Annotated in this window: 20 protein-coding genes; 13 read left to right on the forward strand and 7 right to left on the reverse strand. The window is 62.1% G+C overall.

Features of this window, described 5'->3' with window-relative positions; all coding sequences use genetic code 11:
• The 3 genes from EU811_RS10905 to EU811_RS10915 are packed head-to-tail and all read right to left on the reverse strand — an operon-like array spanning position 1 to position 2,464.
• Positions 1-507, reverse strand: a complete 507-nt coding sequence (locus EU811_RS10905) for an Lrp/AsnC family transcriptional regulator (RefSeq protein ID WP_026539896.1) — start codon at positions 505-507, stop codon at positions 1-3.
• A gap of 54 nt (positions 508-561) precedes the next feature.
• A complete protein-coding gene (locus EU811_RS10910) occupies positions 562-1,203 on the reverse strand; it encodes a TMEM175 family protein (protein WP_142938444.1) in 642 nt (213 codons plus the stop codon).
• Positions 1,204-1,234: 31 nt separating this feature from the next.
• Complete coding sequence (locus tag EU811_RS10915; protein ID WP_142938445.1) at positions 1,235-2,464, reverse strand: MFS transporter; 1,230 nt, start codon at positions 2,462-2,464, stop codon at positions 1,235-1,237.
• A 97-nt stretch (positions 2,465-2,561) separates the two neighbouring features.
• Between EU811_RS10915 and EU811_RS10920 the strand changes: the two genes are divergently transcribed.
• A complete protein-coding gene (locus tag EU811_RS10920; RefSeq protein WP_142938446.1) occupies positions 2,562-3,536 on the forward strand; it encodes a LysR family transcriptional regulator in 975 nt (324 codons plus the stop codon).
• Here the strand turns inward: EU811_RS10920 and EU811_RS10925 are convergent.
• Positions 3,511-4,542, reverse strand: coding sequence for an NAD(P)H-dependent flavin oxidoreductase (locus tag EU811_RS10925; protein WP_187697131.1), 1,032 nt, complete (start codon positions 4,540-4,542; stop codon positions 3,511-3,513). The two genes, EU811_RS10920 and EU811_RS10925, sit on opposite strands and share 26 nt — an antisense overlap.
• A 41-nt stretch (positions 4,543-4,583) precedes the next feature.
• Here EU811_RS10925 and EU811_RS10930 point away from each other — a divergent pair, with 41 nt between their 5' ends.
• The gene (locus EU811_RS10930; protein WP_142938448.1) at positions 4,584-5,519 is read left to right on the forward strand and encodes an N-acetylglucosamine kinase; all 936 of its coding nucleotides are present in this window, start codon (positions 4,584-4,586) and stop codon (positions 5,517-5,519) included.
• Positions 5,520-5,582: 63 nt separating this feature from the next.
• Here the strand turns inward: EU811_RS10930 and EU811_RS10935 are convergent, their stop codons facing one another.
• A complete protein-coding gene (locus tag EU811_RS10935; protein ID WP_142938449.1) occupies positions 5,583-6,614 on the reverse strand; it encodes a pirin family protein in 1,032 nt (343 codons plus the stop codon).
• A gap of 50 nt (positions 6,615-6,664) precedes the next feature.
• Between EU811_RS10935 and EU811_RS10940 the strand changes: the two genes are divergently transcribed.
• The 9 genes from EU811_RS10940 to EU811_RS10980 all read left to right on the forward strand — a co-directional run bounded on the left by EU811_RS10940 (position 6,665) and on the right by EU811_RS10980 (position 16,257).
• Positions 6,665-8,461: a glycoside hydrolase family 35 protein gene (locus tag EU811_RS10940; RefSeq protein WP_142938450.1), complete on the forward strand. Its 1,797-nt coding sequence runs from the start codon at positions 6,665-6,667 to the stop codon at positions 8,459-8,461.
• 29 nt (positions 8,462-8,490) lie between these two features.
• Positions 8,491-8,943: an NUDIX hydrolase gene (locus EU811_RS10945; protein ID WP_142938451.1), complete on the forward strand. Its 453-nt coding sequence runs from the start codon at positions 8,491-8,493 to the stop codon at positions 8,941-8,943.
• A 264-nt stretch (positions 8,944-9,207) separates the two neighbouring features.
• Complete coding sequence (gene rsgA / locus EU811_RS10950) at positions 9,208-10,326, forward strand: ribosome small subunit-dependent GTPase A (protein ID WP_446698050.1); 1,119 nt, start codon at positions 9,208-9,210, stop codon at positions 10,324-10,326.
• A gap of 154 nt (positions 10,327-10,480) precedes the next feature.
• Entirely contained in the window at positions 10,481-11,575 is a 1,095-nt protein-coding gene (locus tag EU811_RS10955; RefSeq protein ID WP_142938453.1) for an ABC transporter ATP-binding protein, read from the forward strand.
• Positions 11,575-12,315: an ABC transporter permease gene (locus tag EU811_RS10960; RefSeq protein WP_142938454.1), complete on the forward strand. Its 741-nt coding sequence runs from the start codon at positions 11,575-11,577 to the stop codon at positions 12,313-12,315. Before EU811_RS10955 ends, EU811_RS10960 begins: the two co-directional genes overlap by 1 nt.
• Positions 12,312-13,055: an ABC transporter permease gene (locus EU811_RS10965; RefSeq protein ID WP_142938455.1), complete on the forward strand. Its 744-nt coding sequence runs from the start codon at positions 12,312-12,314 to the stop codon at positions 13,053-13,055. The genes EU811_RS10960 and EU811_RS10965 overlap by 4 nt, the downstream gene beginning before the upstream one ends.
• Complete coding sequence (locus EU811_RS10970; protein WP_142938456.1) at positions 13,052-14,008, forward strand: ABC transporter substrate-binding protein; 957 nt, start codon at positions 13,052-13,054, stop codon at positions 14,006-14,008. The genes EU811_RS10965 and EU811_RS10970 overlap by 4 nt, the downstream gene beginning before the upstream one ends.
• Before the next feature lie 120 nt (positions 14,009-14,128).
• A complete protein-coding gene (locus EU811_RS10975; protein WP_142938457.1) occupies positions 14,129-15,349 on the forward strand; it encodes a pyridoxal phosphate-dependent aminotransferase in 1,221 nt (406 codons plus the stop codon).
• A gap of 53 nt (positions 15,350-15,402) precedes the next feature.
• Positions 15,403-16,257, forward strand: a complete 855-nt coding sequence (locus EU811_RS10980; RefSeq protein WP_142938458.1) for a polyphosphate kinase 2 family protein — start codon at positions 15,403-15,405, stop codon at positions 16,255-16,257.
• Here EU811_RS10980 and EU811_RS10985 read toward each other — a convergent pair.
• On the reverse strand, positions 16,254-16,520 hold the full coding sequence (locus tag EU811_RS10985) for an exodeoxyribonuclease VII small subunit (RefSeq protein WP_142938459.1): 267 nt from the start codon (positions 16,518-16,520) through the stop codon (positions 16,254-16,256). The two genes, EU811_RS10980 and EU811_RS10985, sit on opposite strands and share 4 nt — an antisense overlap.
• Positions 16,521-16,593: 73 nt before the next feature.
• Entirely contained in the window at positions 16,594-17,871 is a 1,278-nt protein-coding gene (xseA, locus tag EU811_RS10990; protein WP_142938460.1) for an exodeoxyribonuclease VII large subunit, read from the reverse strand.
• 182 nt (positions 17,872-18,053) lie between these two features.
• Between xseA and EU811_RS10995 the strand changes: the two genes are divergently transcribed.
• Positions 18,054-18,917: a hypothetical protein gene (locus EU811_RS10995; protein ID WP_142938461.1), complete on the forward strand. Its 864-nt coding sequence runs from the start codon at positions 18,054-18,056 to the stop codon at positions 18,915-18,917.
• 24 nt (positions 18,918-18,941) lie between these two features.
• Positions 18,942-20,027: a 4-hydroxy-3-methylbut-2-enyl diphosphate reductase gene (locus EU811_RS11000; RefSeq protein WP_142938462.1), complete on the forward strand. Its 1,086-nt coding sequence runs from the start codon at positions 18,942-18,944 to the stop codon at positions 20,025-20,027.
• The last annotated feature ends 66 nt before the right edge of the window (positions 20,028-20,093 follow it).

Here is a 20,093-nt window from a genome sequence, read left to right on the forward strand (position 1 = left end):
TTATTCGGGTAGCGGTCCGCGGTTGCCGGGAATGTGCTGGAAGACCATGGTGGTTTCGGTGTGGCCGACCACGGGATCAGTGGCGAGGTTGTCCAGGAGCCAGTTGCGGAGGTCATCTGTGTTGGCGACGGCTATGTGGAGGAGATAGTCCACTGAGCCGGTGGTGTGGAACGTGGAAATGACCGCCGGGAGCTTGGGGACCCGCGCCGTGAAGCGGTCAATCTGGTCACGGTCATGGGCGCGCAGGCGTACAGCGATGAGGGCCTGAACAGAGCGGCCGATGGCCGGCAGGCTCAAGACTGCTTCGAAGCCTTCAATGATTCCGCGTTCGGAGAGTGCCCTGGTGCGCATCAGGGCCGTGGAGGGGGCGATCCCCACAAGTTCAGCCAATTGCTTATTGGAGATGCGGGCGTCGTCCACCAACGCTGCGAGAATCCGTTCGTCGATCGCGTCCAGCGGCTCTGCGCTGCCCGGGCTTGACCGAACATTCTTCGTGGGGTTGCTCACGGATCCTCCTGAAATTGCCTTTCATTCATCTTAGGCCGTCAATTCTTCAGGTGACTATCGTTTCAGGGACGAGCGGGCGCCACGTCGCCGGTCCAAGCGTTGGAGCGGCTCGCTCAGGAGCATCAACAGCAGGGGCCAATTTCCCGCGCCGGGGATAACGACGGACAGGACCAGGGCCGCCAGGAAGAGCCCGGAAACGATGAAACTGGCTCGAATGCCCATAACAGCGTCGTCGTCAGACATCTGGTGGAGGTCAGGGTGGGACCGGAGGTAGATGCGGGCCATAAGAAGCATCAGGCTGGTGGCGAATAAGGTTCCTATATAGACCAGTGGCTGTGCCCAATCAGACTCCATCTGGGTGGATAGTGACGTCGCTACGGGCATCACCACAATGGTGAACATCCATCCAACCGTCAACCACAGCAAGCCCGCGTCTACACGCTTGACGCTGTGGAAGATCTTGTGGTGGTGAACCCAAAAAACGGCGATGAGGATGAAACTCAGGGCAAAACCGAGAAGGGCGTATTGTTCCTCCGCCAACCACTCAGCCGTAGTGCCGTCATGGTCCGCCAGTTCACCCACGCTCTCCATGAGCGGCAAGATCAACAACGTCAATGCAATCGCCACCACGGCATCCGTAAACGCCTGCAAACGCTCCGGTGACGACAGCTCCCGGTTTTTCGTGACCTGTGTCATGCCTCCGATTGTAGGGGCAGACCGCCTTGAATCAGCGGGAGTGGCGCGGTGGGCGGTGAACAATCAAAGTGACGGCCGCCGTCGTGCAAGACAGTGCGATCACGCTCAACGCCAAAGCCGGCCAGCCAAAAGCCTGAAAGGCAAGACCGCCCGCCCAGCCAATGACGCTGGAACCCAGGTAATAGGACAGGTTGTATAAGGACGCTGCTTGCGCCCTGCCTGTTGTGGCGATGGCCCCGGTCCACCCTGAGCCGACGCTATGGGCGGCGAAGAAGCCACCGGTGAAGATCACCAGCCCGGCCAAGGTGGCTACCAGGTTCTCCACCAACGTCATGGACAAACCTGCCGACATGATGGCGATACCGGCCACCAGAACGTTCCGCCGGCCAAACCTGGTGGTCAGACCCGCAGCCCAGCGTGAACTGACCGTCCCGGACAAATACGCCAGGAAGATGAGGCTGACAACGGTGGCGGGAAGCCCAAACGGTTCTGCATGCAAACGGAATCCGAGGTAGTTATAGACGGCCACGAAGCCACCCATGAGCAGGAACGCCTGCAAGTAGAGGGACAGCAGCTTGGGATTGCTTGAGTGCCCACCCAGGGTCCGGAGAGCTCCGCGAAATCCCAAAGCAGGGGTGGGGCTGAACCTGCGTTGCTTCGGAACAAGCACCAGGAACAGGACAGCTGAGACCGTGGCCAACAGGGATACCGCCAGGGCTGCGGCACGCCATCCCCAGAGTTCTCCAACGGGCCCGGCCACCAAGCGTCCGGCCAATCCGCCGAGTGTAGTTCCGGCAACGTAGGTGCCGGCTGCCAGCGCCGTGTGGACCTTGGTGACTTCCTCGTTGAGATACGCGATGGCGATTGCGGGGATGCCGCCCAAGGCCATGCCTTCCAAGGTGCGCAGTCCCAGCAACACAGGCACTGTGGGGGCCAGTGGCACCACCAGACCCAACAGCGTGGCGGTGGCGATTCCCAAGGTCATGGCGCGGACCCGCCCAATCCTGTCGGCCAGGAATGACCACGGAAGCACGGTGGCGGCCAGGCCTACGGTGGCGAGGGAAATGCTCAAGGCGGCTTCGGAGGCCGTGATCTGCAGCTCAGCCGCCATGAGGGGAAGCACGGCCTGGGTGGAATACAACTGGGCGAAGGTCGCAACGCCGGCGAGGGCCAACGCGGCCAATACGCGGCTGTAACCACGGGATCCCTTCGCATGCCCGTCCCAGGCTACGGTGCTGGTCACGGAGGTTGTTTTGCTCACTGGGCCAGATTAGGAGGGAGCACACTCCCCGTTCCAATGCATAGGTCTACTAGGATCAATGCATTGACGCATCAATCGTGAATGGCAAAGGAATGCTGTGGAGCCGAATCATCAGCAACTCGTCCAGCTTCTGCCCCTGTTGCCCGTCCTTGCCGAACTTGGCCGCACGGAACACATGACTGAAACCGCGGAGATCCTCGGCGTTCCACAGTCAACTGTGAGCCGGGCTGTGGCCAGGGCAAGCGCCATAGTGGGTATGGACCTGCTGATCCGGGACGGCCGGGGCATCCGGCTGACCCCTGCAGCCAGGACCCTGTTGCCCTACATCGAGGCAGCACTGCAGGATTTCCAGGCCGGGTTGGACAGGGTACGGCACGAATCGGACGTGGTCCGGGGGCGCATCGGGGTCTCTTTCCAACACACCTTCGGTGAAGCGACACTTCCCCTGCTCATCAGCGCCTTCCGCGGCCGCCACCCACACACTGTTTTCGAACTCTGGCAGGGTCCTCGCGACGATTGCCTGACGCAACTGGCCAACGGGGACATGGACTTCGCTTTGACAGCACCCATCGTCCCGGAGGGGCGGGGCATTCACGCCATGCCGCTTTACCGGGAACCCTTGAGAGCCGTGCTGCACTACAGGCATCCCTTGGCGGAGCGGAGCAGCGTGCACCTCTCCGAGCTCCGGCACGATCCCTACATCACCCTGCCCGAGGGAGTGGGCCTGCGGGCGCTTGGGGAGGCGCTGCTGCGGGAAGCCGGCTTTCGTCCGCGGATTGCCTTTGAAGTCCAGGAGTCCACCTCGGCCCGTGGCCTGGTCTCCGCCGGGCTGGGGTTCAGCATCCTGCCCCCGGCAGGCCCCGGGGCCGGGACAGGGCAGTTCCTTCCGAAGGCCGAACTCGGGCTCGTGGAAGTAGCCATCGAATCGGACCTGGCCTTCCGGCAGATTGGTCTTGCCTGGCGGGAGCGAAGCTTTGAGCCGGACGCCGTCAAGCTGTTCCGCGAACTCGTGGTCAATGAGGGCGGGGAGTTGCTCGCCGAACTCGTCAGAGCCCGTTCAGGAACTCCCTGACCACGTCCGTCGCGGATCCTCCTCTGGCCTGCTGCCAGCCGGTCCCGGCCCATAGGTTGAGGCGATGAGGATCTTCGGCAGCAGATGCTGCACTCCGGACAGGGCTGGTGAGATGGTGGATCGCGGGATAGCCTTCCGGCGCGTCCCGGTGGTCCCGGACGAAGTCGTTAACCAGGGAACGGGCCCATCGTCCCGTGAAAGCCCGCGTCATTGCCGTCTCCGTAAATGCCGGATCGCCCAGCGCGTCCTTATGCGGCTTCCGTGCACCGCTCTCCTCGGTGCGCACCAAAGCGGTACCCACCTGCGCGGCCTCCGCACCCTCTGCCAGCACTTCACGCAGCGCGGAACTGTCCATGATGGCGCCTGCCGCAATGAGCGGAAGCCCGACGGCGGCATGCACCTGGGCGACCAGTTCCGCCGTCGTACGGGCTAATGGTTCCCGGCCGCCAGGCAGAAAGGCTGCCGCGTGTCCCCCCGCGGAGCTATGTTGCACGGCGATGGCATCAGGGCCTTCCTCTGCCGCAGCTAGAGCTTCCTCCACACTGGTGACACTGGAGATGACCCGGCTGCCGGCTTTTTGCAGGGCCCGGACCACCGGCTTTCCCGGGAGGCCAAACGCGAAGCTTACAAACTCCACCGGGTCGGCCAGCAGGGCGTCGATCTTGTCCTGCCATGAGTCGTCGTCATTGAGCCGAAGGGGCGGAATCAATACACCGTAGCGGGCTGCCTCGGTTTCCAATGCGGCACGGTACGCCTCCAGGCTTGCCTGGGCTTGAGGAGTTGGAGGGAGCTGACTTGCATCCGGTACGAACACATTCATGCCAAACGGAACGTTGAGGGCCCGCGTGGCAGCGATTTCGGCCGTCATGGCTTCGGGGGTCTTGTATCCGGCTGCGATGAAACCCAGCCCACCACCCTCATGAACTGCCTTCACCAACGCCGGTGTGGACGTTCCCCCAGCCATGGGAGCTGCAATAAACGGTGTTCCAAACAACGATTCGGACATGTGCGGTTTCTCCTCCGGACGCTCCAAGCTAGTCTTTCACGGTGAACAATCCTGACTCTGGCCAGCATTCCCACGCCCGCCCGGAAGCCGTGAGCGGCACCGTCATAGGGCTCGACATTGGCGGCACAAAGACCCGCGGCGTTCGGTTCGAAAACGGTACGCCGGTCCGTGATGAGAATGCAGGCAGTTCCAACGTCCAGAACGTCAGCCGGGAGCAAGCCGCAGCCAACCTGGCTGAGCTGTTCGGGAAGATCGGTGGCGGCCATGTCGATCAGGTGTACGCCGGTGCCGGCGGTATCGATACCGACCAAGACGCCCAGGCGCTGGCTGATCTGATTGCACCGCATGCGCCGGGCGCGCGCATCACTGTGGTGCACGATTCGCGCCTGTTGCTGGCAGCAGGGGGAGCGAGCACGGGCGTTGCGGTCATCGCCGGCACCGGCTCGGCCGCGTGGGGACGGAACGACGCCGGTGAGGAAGCCCGGGCTGGCGGCTGGGGCTACCTCCTTGGGGATGAAGGTAGCGGTTACTGGCTTGGACGGGAAGCTGTCCGGCACAGCCTGCGCCGGATGAACCAGGGCCTGGAGCCTGATCGGCTCAGCCGGGCATTGTTGGAATCCGTCGGTGTGGACGAGCCGGGCAAGCTGATCGCATTGTTCCACTCCCCGGACACGGGCCGTCGCTATTGGGCCCAGCAGGCCCGGTTGGTGGTGGAAACCGCCGATGCCGGTGATGAAACCTGCCGGGCATTGGTGGATCAGGCGGGTGGTGACCTGGCTGACCTTGCCGAACAAGCCGTCCGTCAACTCGGCCTCGACGGTCCGGTGATCCTCGGCAGCGGACTCGGCATGAACGTCCCCCGGCTTCAGGAAGCATTCAAGGCCAAGCTGGCCGAGGGCGGTATCACTGATGTGCGCATCCTCCAGCAGGACCCCGTGTTTGGTGTCCCGCGGCTTGTAGCGGAGCAGCGACCCTAGCGAAGTTTTTGTACACCTAATGACCTCAAAGGGGCCTCTTTAGGGCATTAGCTGTACAAAATCTCAGCCGCGGGTTCGTGGACGCAGCTTTACACCCGGCAGGGGCGGGGCCGGAATGCGGCCGGCTTCCGGACCTGCGTCAGGGCCATGGCCGGGAACGAAACCGAAGCGTGAGCTGGCGGCAGCATCGTCGTCGAGCAGCCCTTCGGCTTCCCATTCCTCACGGGCCTTCTCCACTTCTTCGTGCGTCCTGCCTACAAAGTTCCACCACATGAGCAGGTCTTCACCGAACGGTTCGCCGCCGAGGAGCATGAAGCGGGTGTCCGGCTGCGCTTCCACAAAAAGGCTGGACCTTCCGGCTCCCAGGTAGGCCAGGGGGCCCGCTTCAATGTCCTCACCATCGATCAAGAGGTGGCCGTCAAGGACCAACACTGCGTGCTCGAAGTCCGGCCGTAACGGCAGTTCAAGGGAGCCTGTTCCGGTGATGTCCGCTCCAACTATGGGGCTGAACATGGTGGCGGGGGAACGGTGACCGGCAAACTCTCCCACCATAACGGTGGCCCTGAACCCATCGCCTACTGCCACCGGCAGATTCTTCACTTGTTCAAAGGACGGCGCCCGGTGCCGGTGCTCGTCCGGTAGCGCCACCCACAGTTGGAGTCCGCGGGACATGGGAATTTCTTCCACCAACGCAGCGGAGCCGCCCTGGGGCCCGGCTGTAAGGACAGAGAACTCGGAGTGGGAGATGCCATGGCCTGCTGTCATGATGTTCAGCTCACCGGGCTGGACTACAACATCGCTACCCACGCTGTCGCGGTGCCGGACCGAGCCTTCCATGGGCCAGGTGACGGTTTGAAGCCCGCAGTGCGGGTGGGGGAGTACGCTCATGGCCACCCGATCCGGACCGAAGCTGTCCAGGAAGCACCACGCACCTACGGTGGGCAGTCCCCGCTGGGGCAGTGTCCGCATCACGTTCATGGCGCGCACTCCACCCAAAGGAACCTCGCGCTCGGGCCACAGTTGAACGCAGGGACCTTGACCTTCCGGAGCCGCGGGGCAGACTTCTTGGGCGGGGGAAGTATCAAGATTGGTCATGTGATCATCGCCTGTGCATAAATGTTGGAAATTGAGCTAATCTGTTGCACGTGAACAACGCCCTCCTGAGCTACCGTGACGCTGTCCTTTACCGTTCGGGTGAACCGTATCGCATCCTCGCCGGAGCCATCCACTACTTCCGTGTTCACCCGGCCCTGTGGCAGGACCGGTTGCGTCGGCTCAAAGCGATGGGCGCCAACACGGTGGACACGTACGTTGCTTGGAACTTCCACCAGCCTAAGCGCGATGAGGCGCCCGACTTTAGCGACTGGCGAGACCTGGGCCGGTTCATCGACCTCGCCGCCGAGGAAGGGCTGGATGTCATCGTCCGCCCCGGCCCCTATATCTGCGCCGAATGGGACAACGGCGGCTTCCCCGCCTGGCTGACCGGCATCCCCGGCATCGGCCTGCGCTGCATGGACCCGGTGTTTACCGCTGCCATCGAGGAATGGTTCGATCACTTGCTTCCCATCGTCGCCTCACGGCAGGCGTCCGCGGGTGGCCCGGTGGTGGCGGTACAAATCGAGAATGAGTACGGCAGCTACGGCGATGACCACGAGTACATTCGCTGGAACCGGCGCGCACTGGAGGACCGCGGCATCACTGAGCTCCTTTTCACCGCCGACGGCGGCACGGACTACTTCCTCGACGGCGGCGCGGTGGAAGGCACCTGGGCGACGGCGACGCTGGGAAGCCGGGGCGACGTAGCGATGGCCACATGGCAGCGACGCCGGCCCGGCGAACCCTTCTTCAACGTGGAGTTCTGGGGAGGCTGGTTCGATCACTGGGGTGAACACCATCACCGCCGGGATGCCGATGAAGCTGCTGTTGAAGCGCGCAAGATGCTGGACCTTGGCGGATCGATCTGCGTCTACATGGCCCATGGCGGGACCAACTTCGGCCTCAGCTCCGGAAGTAACCACGATGGCACCATGCTGCAGCCGACGGTCACCAGCTACGACTCGGACGCGCCCATCGCAGAGAACGGCGCACTGACGGCCAAGTTCCATGCCTTCCGCAAAGAGTTCTTCCGCGCCCAGGGAATCGAAGAGCTGCCCGAGCTGCCCGCTGAATTGCTGGCTGACGCTCCCGTACTGCCCGCCCAGTCCTTGCCTCTGAGCGATGGCCTGGACCTGTTGGAGTTGGCGCGCTCCGCCGGAACGCCGATAACCAGTGTCAAGCCACTGGGCTTCGAGCAGCTGGGACTCGACACCGGCATGGTCCTCTACGCCTCCGAAGCCATCCTTCCCGGGCGCGCCGATGCTCCCACAGAGAGCCGGTTGAAGATCACAGGGCTTAACGACCGTGCCTACGTGTGGGTGGACGGCACCTTCGCCGGGGTCCTTGATGACGTCACAGGAGCGGAGGGTCTCGCCGTTACGGGCACAGGCGTCGCCGCCAAGCTGGAGATCCTCGTAGAGAACCTGGGCCGCATCAATTACGGCCCCCTGACGGGTCACGGCAAAGGAATTCTGGGCGGCGTTCTGGTCAACCAGCGCTACACCTTCCACTGGACACAGACCCCCGTGGCGCTCGCCGACTGGAAGCTTGAAGACCTTGAAAGCTTGGCAGGAGCCGACTTCGAGGTGGACGAGCCGGCCGACACCTATATCGCATTGCCGGATTCCGGGAAGGGCTTCGTTTGGCTCAACGGGTTCCTGCTGGGCAGGTACTGGGAGAAGGGCCCACAGGTGACCCTCTACGCACCCGCTCCGTTGCTAAAAGAAGGCCGCAACAGCATCAAGGTGCTTGAACTCGTGAAGCCGGGGACCGTCGTCGAACTTCGTGAGGCGCCGGACCTTGGTTCCGAAGAAGCAAGCCCCATCGAGGCCGCCGAATTTCCCTAGCGTTCGACGCAAGGATTTATGCTGACACCATGACCCTGCAGTTCGATACCCGCCCAGCCGCTTACGCCGTGATGATCCATGAAGGGAAGATCCTGCTGGCGTATTGGAAGCAGGACGGCAAAGAAGGTTGGACATTGCCGGGCGGCGGCTTGGATCTGGCAGAACATCCTGTGGATGGTTGCAGGCGTGAGGTCTTTGAGGAAACCGGATACGAAGCCAGGATTGAACGAATGCTGGGTATCGATGTCGGACACTGGCCGGGCGAGATCCGCCCCGACGGTTCGGTGAAGGATTTTCAAGCCCTCAGGCTGGTCTACGAGGCCACAGTCGTGGGCGGCGAACTGACACACGAAGTGGATGGCAGCACCACCCACGCAGCATGGATCCCGCTGGAGGACGTACAGAAACTCAACCGCGTCTCCTTGGTGGATACAGCACTCCGCCTACACCGGGAGCGTCCTGCCAACGGAAAACTGAGCTAAAGCCTAGCCAAGAGCACTTCGCCTTGGCTACGCTATACATCGTTGCCGGCTCACCAGTTGCCGGCGCGGATGCCAAGGAGGTGGATTTGATGATTGCCGAGACCTTGCGCGCCCCGCACTCAGGTGCGGCGCGCCGTCATCAGCCCACCATTCCTGTCCCGGCGTCAGCCTGCCAAAACTAGGCGGCCGGGCCTCATCAGAGGCATTTCATTGAACACTTACGCTTCTTCAAGCGAACCATTTTTCAGCACCACGTCAGAACAAATGCAGGGGCCTGTGGAGTACGGCTTCACAGACAAAACCGCGGACCTGTTCCGTGCCCATGCCGCTCCTGACGGCCAGGAAACGGCCGTCCCCGGCCGCGTAGTCCGCTTGGATCGGAACCGGGTCCTTGTAGCCTCGGCAGAAGGCCTCCTGCATCTGCCGTATCCACACCACGGCCTTGTGCCGGCCACAGGGGACTGGGTCTGGCTCGGCCACAACAACGCCGGTGAGGCGGCCGTCGTCGAGGTCCTGCCCCGCCATTCCGCTCTAAGCCGTAAGCGTGCCTTTGAGGCCTCCTCGGAGGAACAAATCCTGGGCAGCAACATTGACATTGTTGCCGTTGTGGTCCCCGTGGATCGTCCGCTGACCCATAACCGGCTCGAGCGGACGCTGGTGGCGGCATGGGATTCCGGTGCCACGCCGCTGGTGGTCATCACCAAAGCAGACCTCGCCCACCTTGCGGACGACGTTGTAGGGGAGGTTATCCTGCAGGCCGCCGGCGTGGACGTTGTCACTACCTCCGCGGAGCAGGGCGACGGCCTGGAGGAACTGATGCAGCACATACCCCAAGGTGCCACGTTGGTATTACTGGGTCCTTCCGGCGCCGGTAAGTCAACACTCATTAACGCCCTCGCCGGGCGTGACATCCAACAGACAGGTTCCGTCCGAGCCGGTGACGGCAAAGGCAAGCACACCACCACCTCGCGGGAGCTGGTGCCTCTAGCCGGTGGCGCCGTACTCATGGATACCCCGGGAGTCCGTGGCTTCGGGCTCTTCGACGCCGATGAGGGCATGGAGGAAATGTTCGGCGATCTGGAGGAACTTTTCTCCAAATGCCGCTTTACGGACTGCGCGCATCAAGCAGAGCCGGGATGTGCGGTTCAGGAGGCGCTCGCGGAGGAAACCCTTGATCACCGGCGTTGGGCCAGTTACCTCAAGCTGCAACGCGAATTGGCAGCCTTGGCCAGAAAACACGATGCGGCCGCACGCCGCGCCTACCAGCGTGAATGGCACCAGAAGGTGATGTCGGCTGACCGGGGCCAGCGCGCCGCTGAGCGGTACAGGCACGATCAAGCTGAGGAGCGGGCCGGAAAAGGCGGCAAACGACGGAAACGCTGAACATTGCCGATTCATTACGGAACTCGTGGCGGCGCTGACATCGTCGGTGGTGCTGGCTACGCTGGGTGAAGATTGCTTTGCAGCCAAGTAATAAGAGTGCATATGATCATCAGGCTCTACCGATGTTCTCCTCCACAGATAGGTAAGCCCGGGTATGGCCGAAGCCATGATTGAGTTCAAGAGCGTCACCAAGCAATACCAAGGCGGGCAACCGGCGGTGGATGCCCTCACCATGTCCATCGACAAGGGCGCTATTACTGTGTTCGTCGGCCCCTCGGGCTGCGGCAAGACAACCTCCCTGCGCATGATCAACCGGATGGTGGAGCCCACCAGCGGAACCATCACCGTTGCCGGGGAAGATGTCTCGCGGGTTCCCGCAGCCCAGCTTCGTCGTTCCATGGGTTACGTGATGCAGTCATCAGGCCTGCTGCCGCACCGTTCCGTACTGGACAACATCGCTACGGTTCCGCGGCTCAACGGCGTTCCCAAAGCGGCGGCCAGGAAACGCGCTGCGGAACTGCTCGACGTCGTCGGGTTGGCTTCCGTTCTGGGCAAACGGTATCCGTCGCAACTTTCGGGTGGTCAGCAGCAGCGTGTGGGGGTTGCCCGGGCGCTCGCTGCTGATCCGCCGGTACTGCTGATGGACGAGCCCTTCAGTGCCGTGGATCCTGTGGTCCGTGACGAACTTCAGCAGGAACTTCTTCGACTTCAGCGGGAGCTGGCCAAGACCATCGTGTTCGTCACCCACGACATCGACGAGGCAACCGTTCTTGGTGACAAAGTGGCTGTTTTCGCCGTCGGGGGAAAGCTCGCACAGTACTCGGCGCCGGAAGAGATTCTGCGCGCACCCGCCAACGACTTCGTTGCCTCCTTCGTGGGACGTGACCGCGGTTTCCGGCACTTGGCCTTCAACGCCGCAGATGCCGTGACCTTGCACCCGGTGACCATGGTGAGTCCCTCCGACGGCCACCACGCGGGACGCCAATCGGGGGAGTGGGCATTGGTGGTCGATGACGCTTCGAGGCCACTGGGCTGGTCCTCGCCGCGCGACGGCGCCGGACTGATCCCCGGAGGGTCACTCTTTCGCAAGGGAGACACTTTGCGGCGGGCGCTGGACGCGGCGTTGTCGTCGCCGTCCGGCCTTGGCGTTGCGGTAGACGACGACGGCCGGGTGGCCGGAGTCCTGAAGGGCCCGGAAGTCCTGGCACTGATCGAAGAAGTCCGCCACCACAGGGAGGATGCCACCTGATGGAGTGGTTCCTTGCCAACAGTGGCATGGTCCTGGGGCTGGCCGGTCAGCACATTGTCCTGGCCGTCATCCCCATGATCCTTGGCCTGCTGATTTCGGTTCCCCTGGCCCAGTTGGCCAGACGTAACAGCACGCTCAGGTCAGTAGTGGCAACAGCGACGTCGCTGCTCTACACCATTCCATCACTGGCCCTGTTCATTATTCTTCCCACTATCCTGGGCACGCGGATCCTGGATCCCCTGAATGTGGTGGTGGCGCTCACAATCTATGCGGTGGCCCTGCTGGTGCGTGCTGCGATGGATGCCTTCGACTCCGTGGACGACGACCTCCGGAACGCTGCGGTGGCCATGGGTTTCAAACCCTTGGCACGCTTCTTCCAGGTGGACCTTCCGCTGTCCCTGCCAGTGCTGTTCGCAGGTCTCCGTGTGGTTTCGGTCAGCAATATCTCCCTGGTGAGCGTGGCGGCACTGCTGGGGGTGGGCAACCTGGGGGTCCTTTTTACGGATGGCTTGCAGCGCACCTTCATTACCGAAGTGGTGGTGGGCATCATCGCCATCCTGGTGCTTGCGCTGTTGATGGATGCAGTGCTGGTGGTCTTGGAGCGGCTGTTGACCCCGTGGACCAGGGCAGTTGGTGGAAAGTCGCCGCGTCCGGACACCAACGCCCTGGTAACTGAGCCCAAGACCGGGGCTGCCAAGCCCGTCGCGGCAGTACGCCCGGACCCGGGAGCGTCTGCATGAACATCTTTGCCGAAACCATCGCCTGGCTGACCAACCCCAAAAACTGGACCGGTAGCGGGGGAATCCCCACCCGCTTGCTGGAGCACCTGCAGTACAGCGCGTTGGTCCTGGTTATCGCCGCTGCGATCGCTATACCCATCGGCCTCTATATTGGGCACACCGGCCGTGGCCGCGTAGTTGCGGTTGCCGTGGCGGGCGCTTTGCGTGCTCTCCCCACGCTCGGGTTGCTGGTCCTTTTTGCGTTGCTGGCCGGTAGTGGCCTGATGCCTCCTGTGTGGGCGCTTGTCATTCTCACTGTGCCGCCGCTGCTGGCCGGGACCTATGCCGGCATTTCCAGCGTTGACGCCACTGTGGTCGACGCCGCCCGGGCCATGGGGATGACCGAACTTCAGATCCTGTTTCGGGTGGAAGTACCCAACGGGTTGCAGGTGATGTTCGGCGGTATTCGCACCGCCGTTCTGCAGGTCATTGCCACAGTCTCCGTGGTTGCCTACCTACCGTTGGGCGGGCTGGGCCGGTATCTATTCGATGGCCTGGTCCTGCAGGATTTCCCCAGGATGCTCGGTGGTTCCCTGCTCATAGCGGGGCTGGCCATTGCCGTGGACCTGGTCCTCGCCGGAGTGCAACGGCTCGTTATTTCGCCAGGACTCACCCTCGACTCAAGCGGCCGCCAGAAGGCAGCCGACAATCTCACAGCCGCGGCTCCCGCCGAGGCTGCCGTTCAAGGAGGTACACCATGAAAAACCCCGTCCCCATGACCCTGACGCGCCGTGGTCTCGGCGGCCTCGCCGCTGGACTGGGCGTGGCCCTCGCTTTGAGCGCGTGCGGCGGCAGCCCCTTGGCCACCCCGTCCACCTCCGCAGCCAGTGGCTCCGCCGAAGGCGGCTCGTTGGTGGTTGGCTCCGCTGACTTCCCGGAGAGCCAGGTTGTCGCAGAGATCTATGTTGGTGCCCTCAACGCTGCAGGTCTGACGGCAACGTCCAAGCCGAACATCGGTTCGCGCGAGATCTACTTCAAGGCGGTCCAGGACGGCTCCATAGACCTCGTCCCGGACTACTCCGGCAACCTCCTGTCCTATGTGGACACGGAAGCTACCGAGGTCTCCGCCGACGACGTTTACAAGGCACTCCCAGGCAAGCTTCCGGAAGGCCTTGCAGTCCTGGAGCCGGCCAAGGCCGAGTCCAAGGACGCCATGGTGGTCACTAAGGCCACCGCCGAGAAGTACCAGCTGAAGTCCATCGAGGACCTGGCGAAGGTGTGCAAGGACTTCACCATGGCTGCACCGGCCACTTTCGAGACCCGCGCCTACGGCTTCCCGGGACTGAAGGCCAACTACGGTTGTGAGCTCAAGGGTTTGCAGCCTTTCAATGACGGTGGCGGCAATCTGACGCTCCAGGCCCTCCTCGAAGACAAGGTCCAGGTGGCGGACATTTACACCACCACTCCGTCCATCGCAGATAATGACCTTGTGGTCCTGGAGGATCCGAAGAACAACTTCAAGGCCCAGCAGGTCCTGCCGTTGGTCAAGGAAGCCAAGATGACGGACAAGGCCAAGGAAGCACTCAACAACGTCTCCAAGATCCTCACCACCGAGGACCTGATCAACCTGAACCGCGCAGTCAGTGGCGACCAGAAGCAGGCCCCCAAGGACGCAGCCGCAGCCTGGCTGAAGGACAAGGGAATCGTCAAGTAACACCTGAACAAAACCGCGTACGACGGCGGTGACGGGCCCGCGCGGGACCGTCACCGCCGTCGTCGTTTCTGTGAGTTAAGTCTCAGCTAAACTCCATCACCCTTATGGCATATTTGAGGGATGGCGAATTTCAAGCAGTCCACCAAGCTTCATAATGTCCTTTACGACATCCGTGGACCGATTCTTCAGGCCGCCCAGCAAATGGAAGCAGAGGGTCATCGGATCCTCAAACTGAATATCGGAAACCCGGCACCTTTTGGTTTTGAAGCGCCCGACGCCATCTTGGTGGACATGATCCGGCACTTGCCTAATGCCCAGGGCTACAGCGACTCCCGTGGCATTTTCTCTGCCCGGACCGCGGTCTCGCAGTACTACCAAACGCGTGGCATCCAGAACATCCACGTTGACGATATCTACCTCGGCAACGGGGTCAGTGAGCTCATCACCATGTCCCTCATGGCGCTCCTGGACGACGGCGACGAAGTGCTGATTCCCACTCCGGATTACCCGCTGTGGACCGCCTCGGTGGCCCTTGCCGGGGGCCGTCCCGTGCACTACCTCTGCGACGAAGATTCCGGATGGCAACCCGATCTTGAGGATATGGAATCCAAGATCACGCCGCGGACCAAGGGCATTGTGGTGATCAACCCCAACAACCCCACTGGAGCCGTCTACCCGGAGGAGACCCTCAAGAAGATCGTGGCTTTGGCGGAGAAACATGGACTGGTTCTCTTCGCAGATGAGATTTACGAGAAGATTCTCTACGAAGACGCCGTCCATGTGAATCTCGCCGGGCTCACCGGGGACGACGTCCTGTGCCTGACGTTCAGTGGATTGTCCAAGGCCTACCGTGTGTGCGGTTATCGCGCCGGCTGGATGGCCATTTCCGGTCCCAAGAAGGATGCTGCGGACTATCTTGAGGGCATCAACCTGCTGGCCAACATGCGGTTGTGCGCCAATGTTCCTGCACAGCACGCCATCCAAACTGCGCTGGGGGGCTACCAAAGCATCAACGACCTCATCCTGCCCGGCGGCAGGCTCCTGGAGCAGCGCAATAAGGCGTACGACCTCCTGAACGAGATTCCCGGCGTCAGCACCCAGCAGGCTCGGGGTGCCCTCTATCTGTTCCCAAAGTTGGACCCGGAGGTCTTCCACATTCGGGATGACGAGAAGTTCGTCCTCGATTTGCTGAAGGAACAAAAAATCCTGGTTTCCCACGGACGTGCCTTCAACTGGGTTCGACCGGACCACTTCCGAATGGTGACCTTGCCCAACGTCAAGGACATTGAAGAAGCGATTGGCCGCATGGCGGACTTCCTGTCGAGGTACCCGGGCAACTAGCCTGAGGTCCATAGCCGCGCCACGGAGGCGCGGCAGGGCAGAAAGGCATGCCGATGGCTGCAGCAGTTGAGTTCGCCACAAGTCCGGCCGAAGCCCTCAGGGTGGGATCAGGGTTTTCGCTGGCAGAAGTGGATCCTGAATCCACGCCCGGCTACATAGGCGCGAAAGCGGATGGCAAGGCGCTGCTGGAGGCACAGGACGTGCGGTTGGCGGAACTGCAGGAAAAGCTTTTTGCCGAGGGCAGGGCCGGCAGCCAGAAACGGCTCCTGCTGATACTCCAAGCCATGGACACTGCGGGCAAGGGCGGCATCGTCAGCCACGTGGTGGGGGCCATGGATGTGCAAGGCGTTCAAGTGTCCGCTTTCAAAGCCCCAACTGACGAGGAAAAGGCGCACGACTTCCTGTGGAGGATCGAAAAGCGGGTTCCCGACGCCGGGATGGTGGGGGTCTTCGACAGGTCACACTACGAAGACGTCCTGATCCACCGCGTCCACGGCTGGGCTGACGCTCCCGAGCTGGAACGCAGGTATGCCGCGATCAATGACTTCGAGGCTCGCCTTACCGAGCAGGGAACCACCGTGGTGAAGGTCATGCTCAACATCAGCAAGGACGAGCAGAAGAAACGCCTCATTGCCAGGCTCGACGATCCCACCAAACATTGGAAGTACAGCCGCGGTGACCTCGCGGAGCGTGCATTCTGGGACGACTACATGGACGCCTATCGCGTTGCCTTCGAGAAGACCTCCACGGAGATTGCTCCCTGGCACGTGGTGCCGGCCAACAGGAAGTGGTACGCGCGCATCGCAGTGCAGCAACTCCTGTTGGATGCCCTCGGTGGGCTGCAGCTGGACTGGCCCAAGGCTGACTTTGACGTCGCCGAGGAACGCGCCCTCGTGGAGGAGTCCTAAACGGTCCGGTTGCCGGGTGCCGAAGTGCCGTCGTCGTTGCTTGCATCGCGGGCGGTTGCCAGGCGCTGACGGGCTCCTTCAAGCCAGTCCTCGCAGCGCTTGGCCAATGCCTCGCCGCGTTCCCAGAGAGCCAGCGATTCTTCCAAACTGGCTCCGCCTGCCTCCAGGCGTCCCACCACCGCCACAAGTTGTTCGCGGGCTTCCTCATAGCTAAGTCCGTCAAGGGATTCCGGGGTAGGTGCTGTCTGGTTGTTCTCAGTCATGGTGGTCCTTCGTGGTGGTGACGGTGTAACCGGCGAATCAAGTTCGGGTGAGAGGTGGGTGCTGGGAGGGTTGTCAGCGTTCCATAAGCTGACCCGATCCAGCCGAGACTGCCCTGAAACGACCCTCAGCTACCCGAACGCTCAGTGGTGTTCCGTCCGGAACTTCTTCGGGGCTGCTGACCACGTGGTGACCCGCTTGGTCCTGGCCAATGAGCTGAACGACGGCGTAGCCCCGGTCCAGCGTCTTCTGGGGTGACAGGGCGCGAACCTGCGCACGGAGGTGGTGGACCTGGTCCAAGGCCCGGAGAACCGCGGTGCTGACCGCTGAATGAGTTCGTCGCTGGAGGCGGTGGATGTCCTCGGAACGGGCATCCACCATCGAAGAGGGGGTGGCCAGGACGGGCCGGGACCTCAATGCGTGGAGCCGATCAGTCTCCCGGTCCACCATGCGGCCAATGCTCCGGCGAAGATGGTCCCTGGCCTGCCGGACCATGGCCAGTTCCTCGGCCACATCCGGAACGATTCGTTTGGCCGCATCAGTGGGTGTTGACGCCCGGAGGTCCGCGACGTCGTCCAGGATAGGACGGTCGGCTTCATGGCCGATCGCACTAACAACCGGTGTAGTGGCCGCAGACACGGCACGGATGAGGTCCTCATTGCTGAAAGGCAGGAGATCTTCCAAAGCGCCGCCGCCGCGAGCGAGGACAATCACATCCACGTGCGGGTCGGCATCCAGTTTCTTCAAGGCGGCTATGATCTGTGAAACGGCGGTGTTGCCCTGGACAGCCACTTCGCGGACGTCAAACTCCACCGCCGGCCAACGCAAAGCAGCGTTGCGCATGACGTCCTTCTTGGCATCGGAATCCCTGCCGGTAATGAGGCCGATGCGGTGGGGGAGAAGAGGAAGCTTCCGCTTCCGGGAGTCAGCGAACAGGCCCTCGGCCGCCAGCGCCTGGCGCAGCCGTTCAATTCTTGCCAGCAGATCGCCGAGGCCTACCGGACGGATGTCCTTCACGGACATGTTCAGGCGTCCTGTCTTCACCCAGAAGTCCGCTTTCACCAAGGCAACCACGCGGGAGCCACGTTCCAGGGGTATCTTCTGGCGGTCAAGCACCGTTGACCACACAGATGCAGGGAGTGAAATCTCCGCGTCCACATCACGCAAGGTCAGAAAAGCGCTACCGCCCCTGCGGTTCAGTTCGATGACCTGACCCTCAATCCACGCAGCCGGCGCCCGCTCTATGTGTGCCTTGAGCTTGCGGGAGAGCAACTGCAGGGGCCATGGATTGTCCGGGCTGGTCTCAGCAGCGGTCCCAGGCAGCGTCGATTCCGGCGTTGCTTCAGCGGACATGGGTGGTCCATGCCTGGTTCAAGCGCCGTGTTTGTACCTGCATTGTCATTGTCCTCGCTCAGGGGTGCGGCTGTGGTGCCAACCGGCCTTCCAACTCTATCCATAGCTTGGGCGAGGCCTCCGACATTTTTTCTGCTATGTGGACACACCTAGGATGGTGGCATAGCCCCCGAACCCCGAGGATGACCTTGCGTAGTTTTGTTTCAGCATTGGGAGTGATCCTCGCTTTACTCCTCACAGCCGTCGCCGTTCCTACCGCGTGGGTTGACCAGAACATCGTCAAAGAAGAGGGCTTTGTCCGGATGGCAGGTGCACTGGGCAATGATCCGGAATTCCAAAGCAAACTGGCCGCTGCCGCAGTTGGAACCTTCGAGTCATCCGTGGATCTCCCAGGGCCCATCCAATCGTTGGCGGCTGACGCACTCCGCAGCGCTGCATCTGGAATGCAATCGTGGAGCGACTACCCCCGGGCGTGGGAAGAGACAGTGCGCAACAGCCACAGGTTGAACTTCGGCGCGGCGAACCAATCAGAGGAAGCAGCCACCACCTCTGCACTGGTCCTTGATATCAGCCCCATGGTCAGACTCATTCGCGATCATTTCGCCGAGGCCACCCGGATCCGGATTGATGTTCCAGCGGAAAGCCTGGTCTCTCTGGGGGAGCCCTCCCACCGCCAACTGGTGGAGCGGGTGGCTGCGTTTGCGCCCCTATGGTGGGTGGCCGCACTCGGCGCTCTCATTTCCTTATTGCTGGCTCTTGTGGTTGCACGCAGGCGTTCCCTGGTGCTGGTCTTCGTTGGGCTTGGCGGCCTGGCGCTGGCTGCGCTCTGGACGGCGGGCGCGGACCTGGCCGGAGGAGTAGTGGGTAACCTGTCCAGCGCAAACGGTGTGGCTGAGCTTTTCAAACAAGAGTTCCTCACGGCCGCAAAGACAAGCTTCGGGCAATGGATCCTGATCGCAGCGGTGACATCCGGCGCATTGTTTGTGGCAGGCGTCATAGGATCTTTCGTGTCAGGGCGACGACGGTCACGTTCGGCCCCCGGGTAAAGGCCGGGCCGGTAGCATGGAGGAATGACCAGCACAGCAGTTTCCATTCCTATGCCCACGGTGCCCCGCAGACGCCGTTCTCCGGAAGAGGTCCAGGCAGCGGCGCCCGTCACGGGTCCCAAGAAGGTCCTGTTGGCGGCCCCTCGAGGTTATTGCGCTGGCGTAGACCGGGCTGTCATTGCTGTGGAAAAGGCTTTGGAGCACTACGGGCCTCCCGTCTACGTACGCAAGCAGATCGTCCACAACGTGCACGTTGTTAGCTCCCTGGAGGAGCAAGGCGCCATCTTCGTTGAGGAAACCGACGAGGTCCCCGAAGGCGCACTGGTCATCTTCTCCGCACACGGCGTCTCACCTGCAGTGGTGCAGTCAGCCGAGGATCGCGGATTGCGCACCATCGATGCAACCTGCCCTCTGGTCACCAAAGTGCACAAGGAAGCTGTGCGCTTTGCCAAGGAAGATTACGACATCCTGCTCATTGGTCACGAAGGCCACGAGGAAGTCGAAGGAACAGCCGGCGAAGCCCCGGAGCATATCCAGATCATTAACGGGCCCCATGAAGTGGACAAGGTCACCGTCCGTGACCCTGAGAAAACCATCTGGCTTTCTCAGACCACGCTCAGCGTGGACGAAACCATGGAAACCGTTCGCCTCCTCAAGGACCGTTTCCCCACCCTGCAGGATCCGCCCAGCGATGACATTTGCTATGCCACCACCAACCGGCAGGTGGCTATCAAGAAGATCGCCCCGCAGGCTGACCTCGTGATCGTTGTTGGTTCGGCCAACTCGTCCAACTCCGTGCGCTTGGTTGAAGTAGCGCTGGAATATGGTGCCAAGAGCTCGTACCGCGTGGATTTTGCCAATGAAGTGGACGAGTCCTGGTTCGAGGGCGTTGCCACCGTGGGCGTGACTTCCGGCGCTTCCGTTCCTGAGGTGCTCGTCAAGGATGTTCTGCGGCTTCTGGCTGACTACGGTTACGGTGAGGTCCAGGAAGTGGTGACAGCAGAGGAAGACCTGCTTTTCTCGCTTCCCAAGGAACTGCGGGCCACCTTGAAAAAGGCCGGCGACGTCACACGCGCCCTTGGTGGTCGCGGAAACCGCACAACGTCCTAGCAAACAGTTGCTAGACAACTTGCCCGCAGTGGTTACCTTCCTTCGGGAAAATCTCCACTGCGGGCC

It is taken from the genome of Arthrobacter sp. TS-15, from assembly GCF_006964045.1.
In the GTDB taxonomy this organism is placed as follows: domain Bacteria; phylum Actinomycetota; class Actinomycetes; order Actinomycetales; family Micrococcaceae; genus Arthrobacter.

Bases quoted from the DNA above. Each gene is read 5' to 3' on its own strand.
- EU811_RS10910 (WP_142938444.1), bottom strand. From the start codon at position 1,203: ATGACACAGGTCACGAAAAACCGGGAGCTGTCGTCACCGGAGCGTTTG.
- EU811_RS10925 (WP_187697131.1), bottom strand. From the start codon at position 4,542: ATGTCCGAATCGTTGTTTGGAACACCGTTTATTGCAGCTCCCATGGCT.
- EU811_RS10935 (WP_142938449.1), bottom strand. From the start codon at position 6,614: ATGACCAATCTTGATACTTCCCCCGCCCAAGAAGTCTGCCCCGCGGCT.
- EU811_RS10945 (WP_142938451.1), top strand. From the start codon at position 8,491: ATGACCCTGCAGTTCGATACCCGCCCAGCCGCTTACGCCGTGATGATC.
- rsgA (WP_446698050.1), top strand. From the start codon at position 9,208: ATGCAGGGGCCTGTGGAGTACGGCTTCACAGACAAAACCGCGGACCTG.
- EU811_RS10955 (WP_142938453.1), top strand. From the start codon at position 10,481: ATGGCCGAAGCCATGATTGAGTTCAAGAGCGTCACCAAGCAATACCAA.
- EU811_RS10960 (WP_142938454.1), top strand. From the start codon at position 11,575: ATGGAGTGGTTCCTTGCCAACAGTGGCATGGTCCTGGGGCTGGCCGGT.
- EU811_RS10965 (WP_142938455.1), top strand. From the start codon at position 12,312: ATGAACATCTTTGCCGAAACCATCGCCTGGCTGACCAACCCCAAAAAC.
- EU811_RS10970 (WP_142938456.1), top strand. From the start codon at position 13,052: ATGAAAAACCCCGTCCCCATGACCCTGACGCGCCGTGGTCTCGGCGGC.
- EU811_RS10975 (WP_142938457.1), top strand. From the start codon at position 14,129: ATGGCGAATTTCAAGCAGTCCACCAAGCTTCATAATGTCCTTTACGAC.
- EU811_RS10980 (WP_142938458.1), top strand. From the start codon at position 15,403: ATGGCTGCAGCAGTTGAGTTCGCCACAAGTCCGGCCGAAGCCCTCAGG.
- EU811_RS10985 (WP_142938459.1), bottom strand. From the start codon at position 16,520: ATGACTGAGAACAACCAGACAGCACCTACCCCGGAATCCCTTGACGGA.
- xseA (WP_142938460.1), bottom strand. From the start codon at position 17,871: ATGTCCGCTGAAGCAACGCCGGAATCGACGCTGCCTGGGACCGCTGCT.
- EU811_RS10995 (WP_142938461.1), top strand. From the start codon at position 18,054: ATGACCTTGCGTAGTTTTGTTTCAGCATTGGGAGTGATCCTCGCTTTA.
- EU811_RS11000 (WP_142938462.1), top strand. From the start codon at position 18,942: ATGACCAGCACAGCAGTTTCCATTCCTATGCCCACGGTGCCCCGCAGA.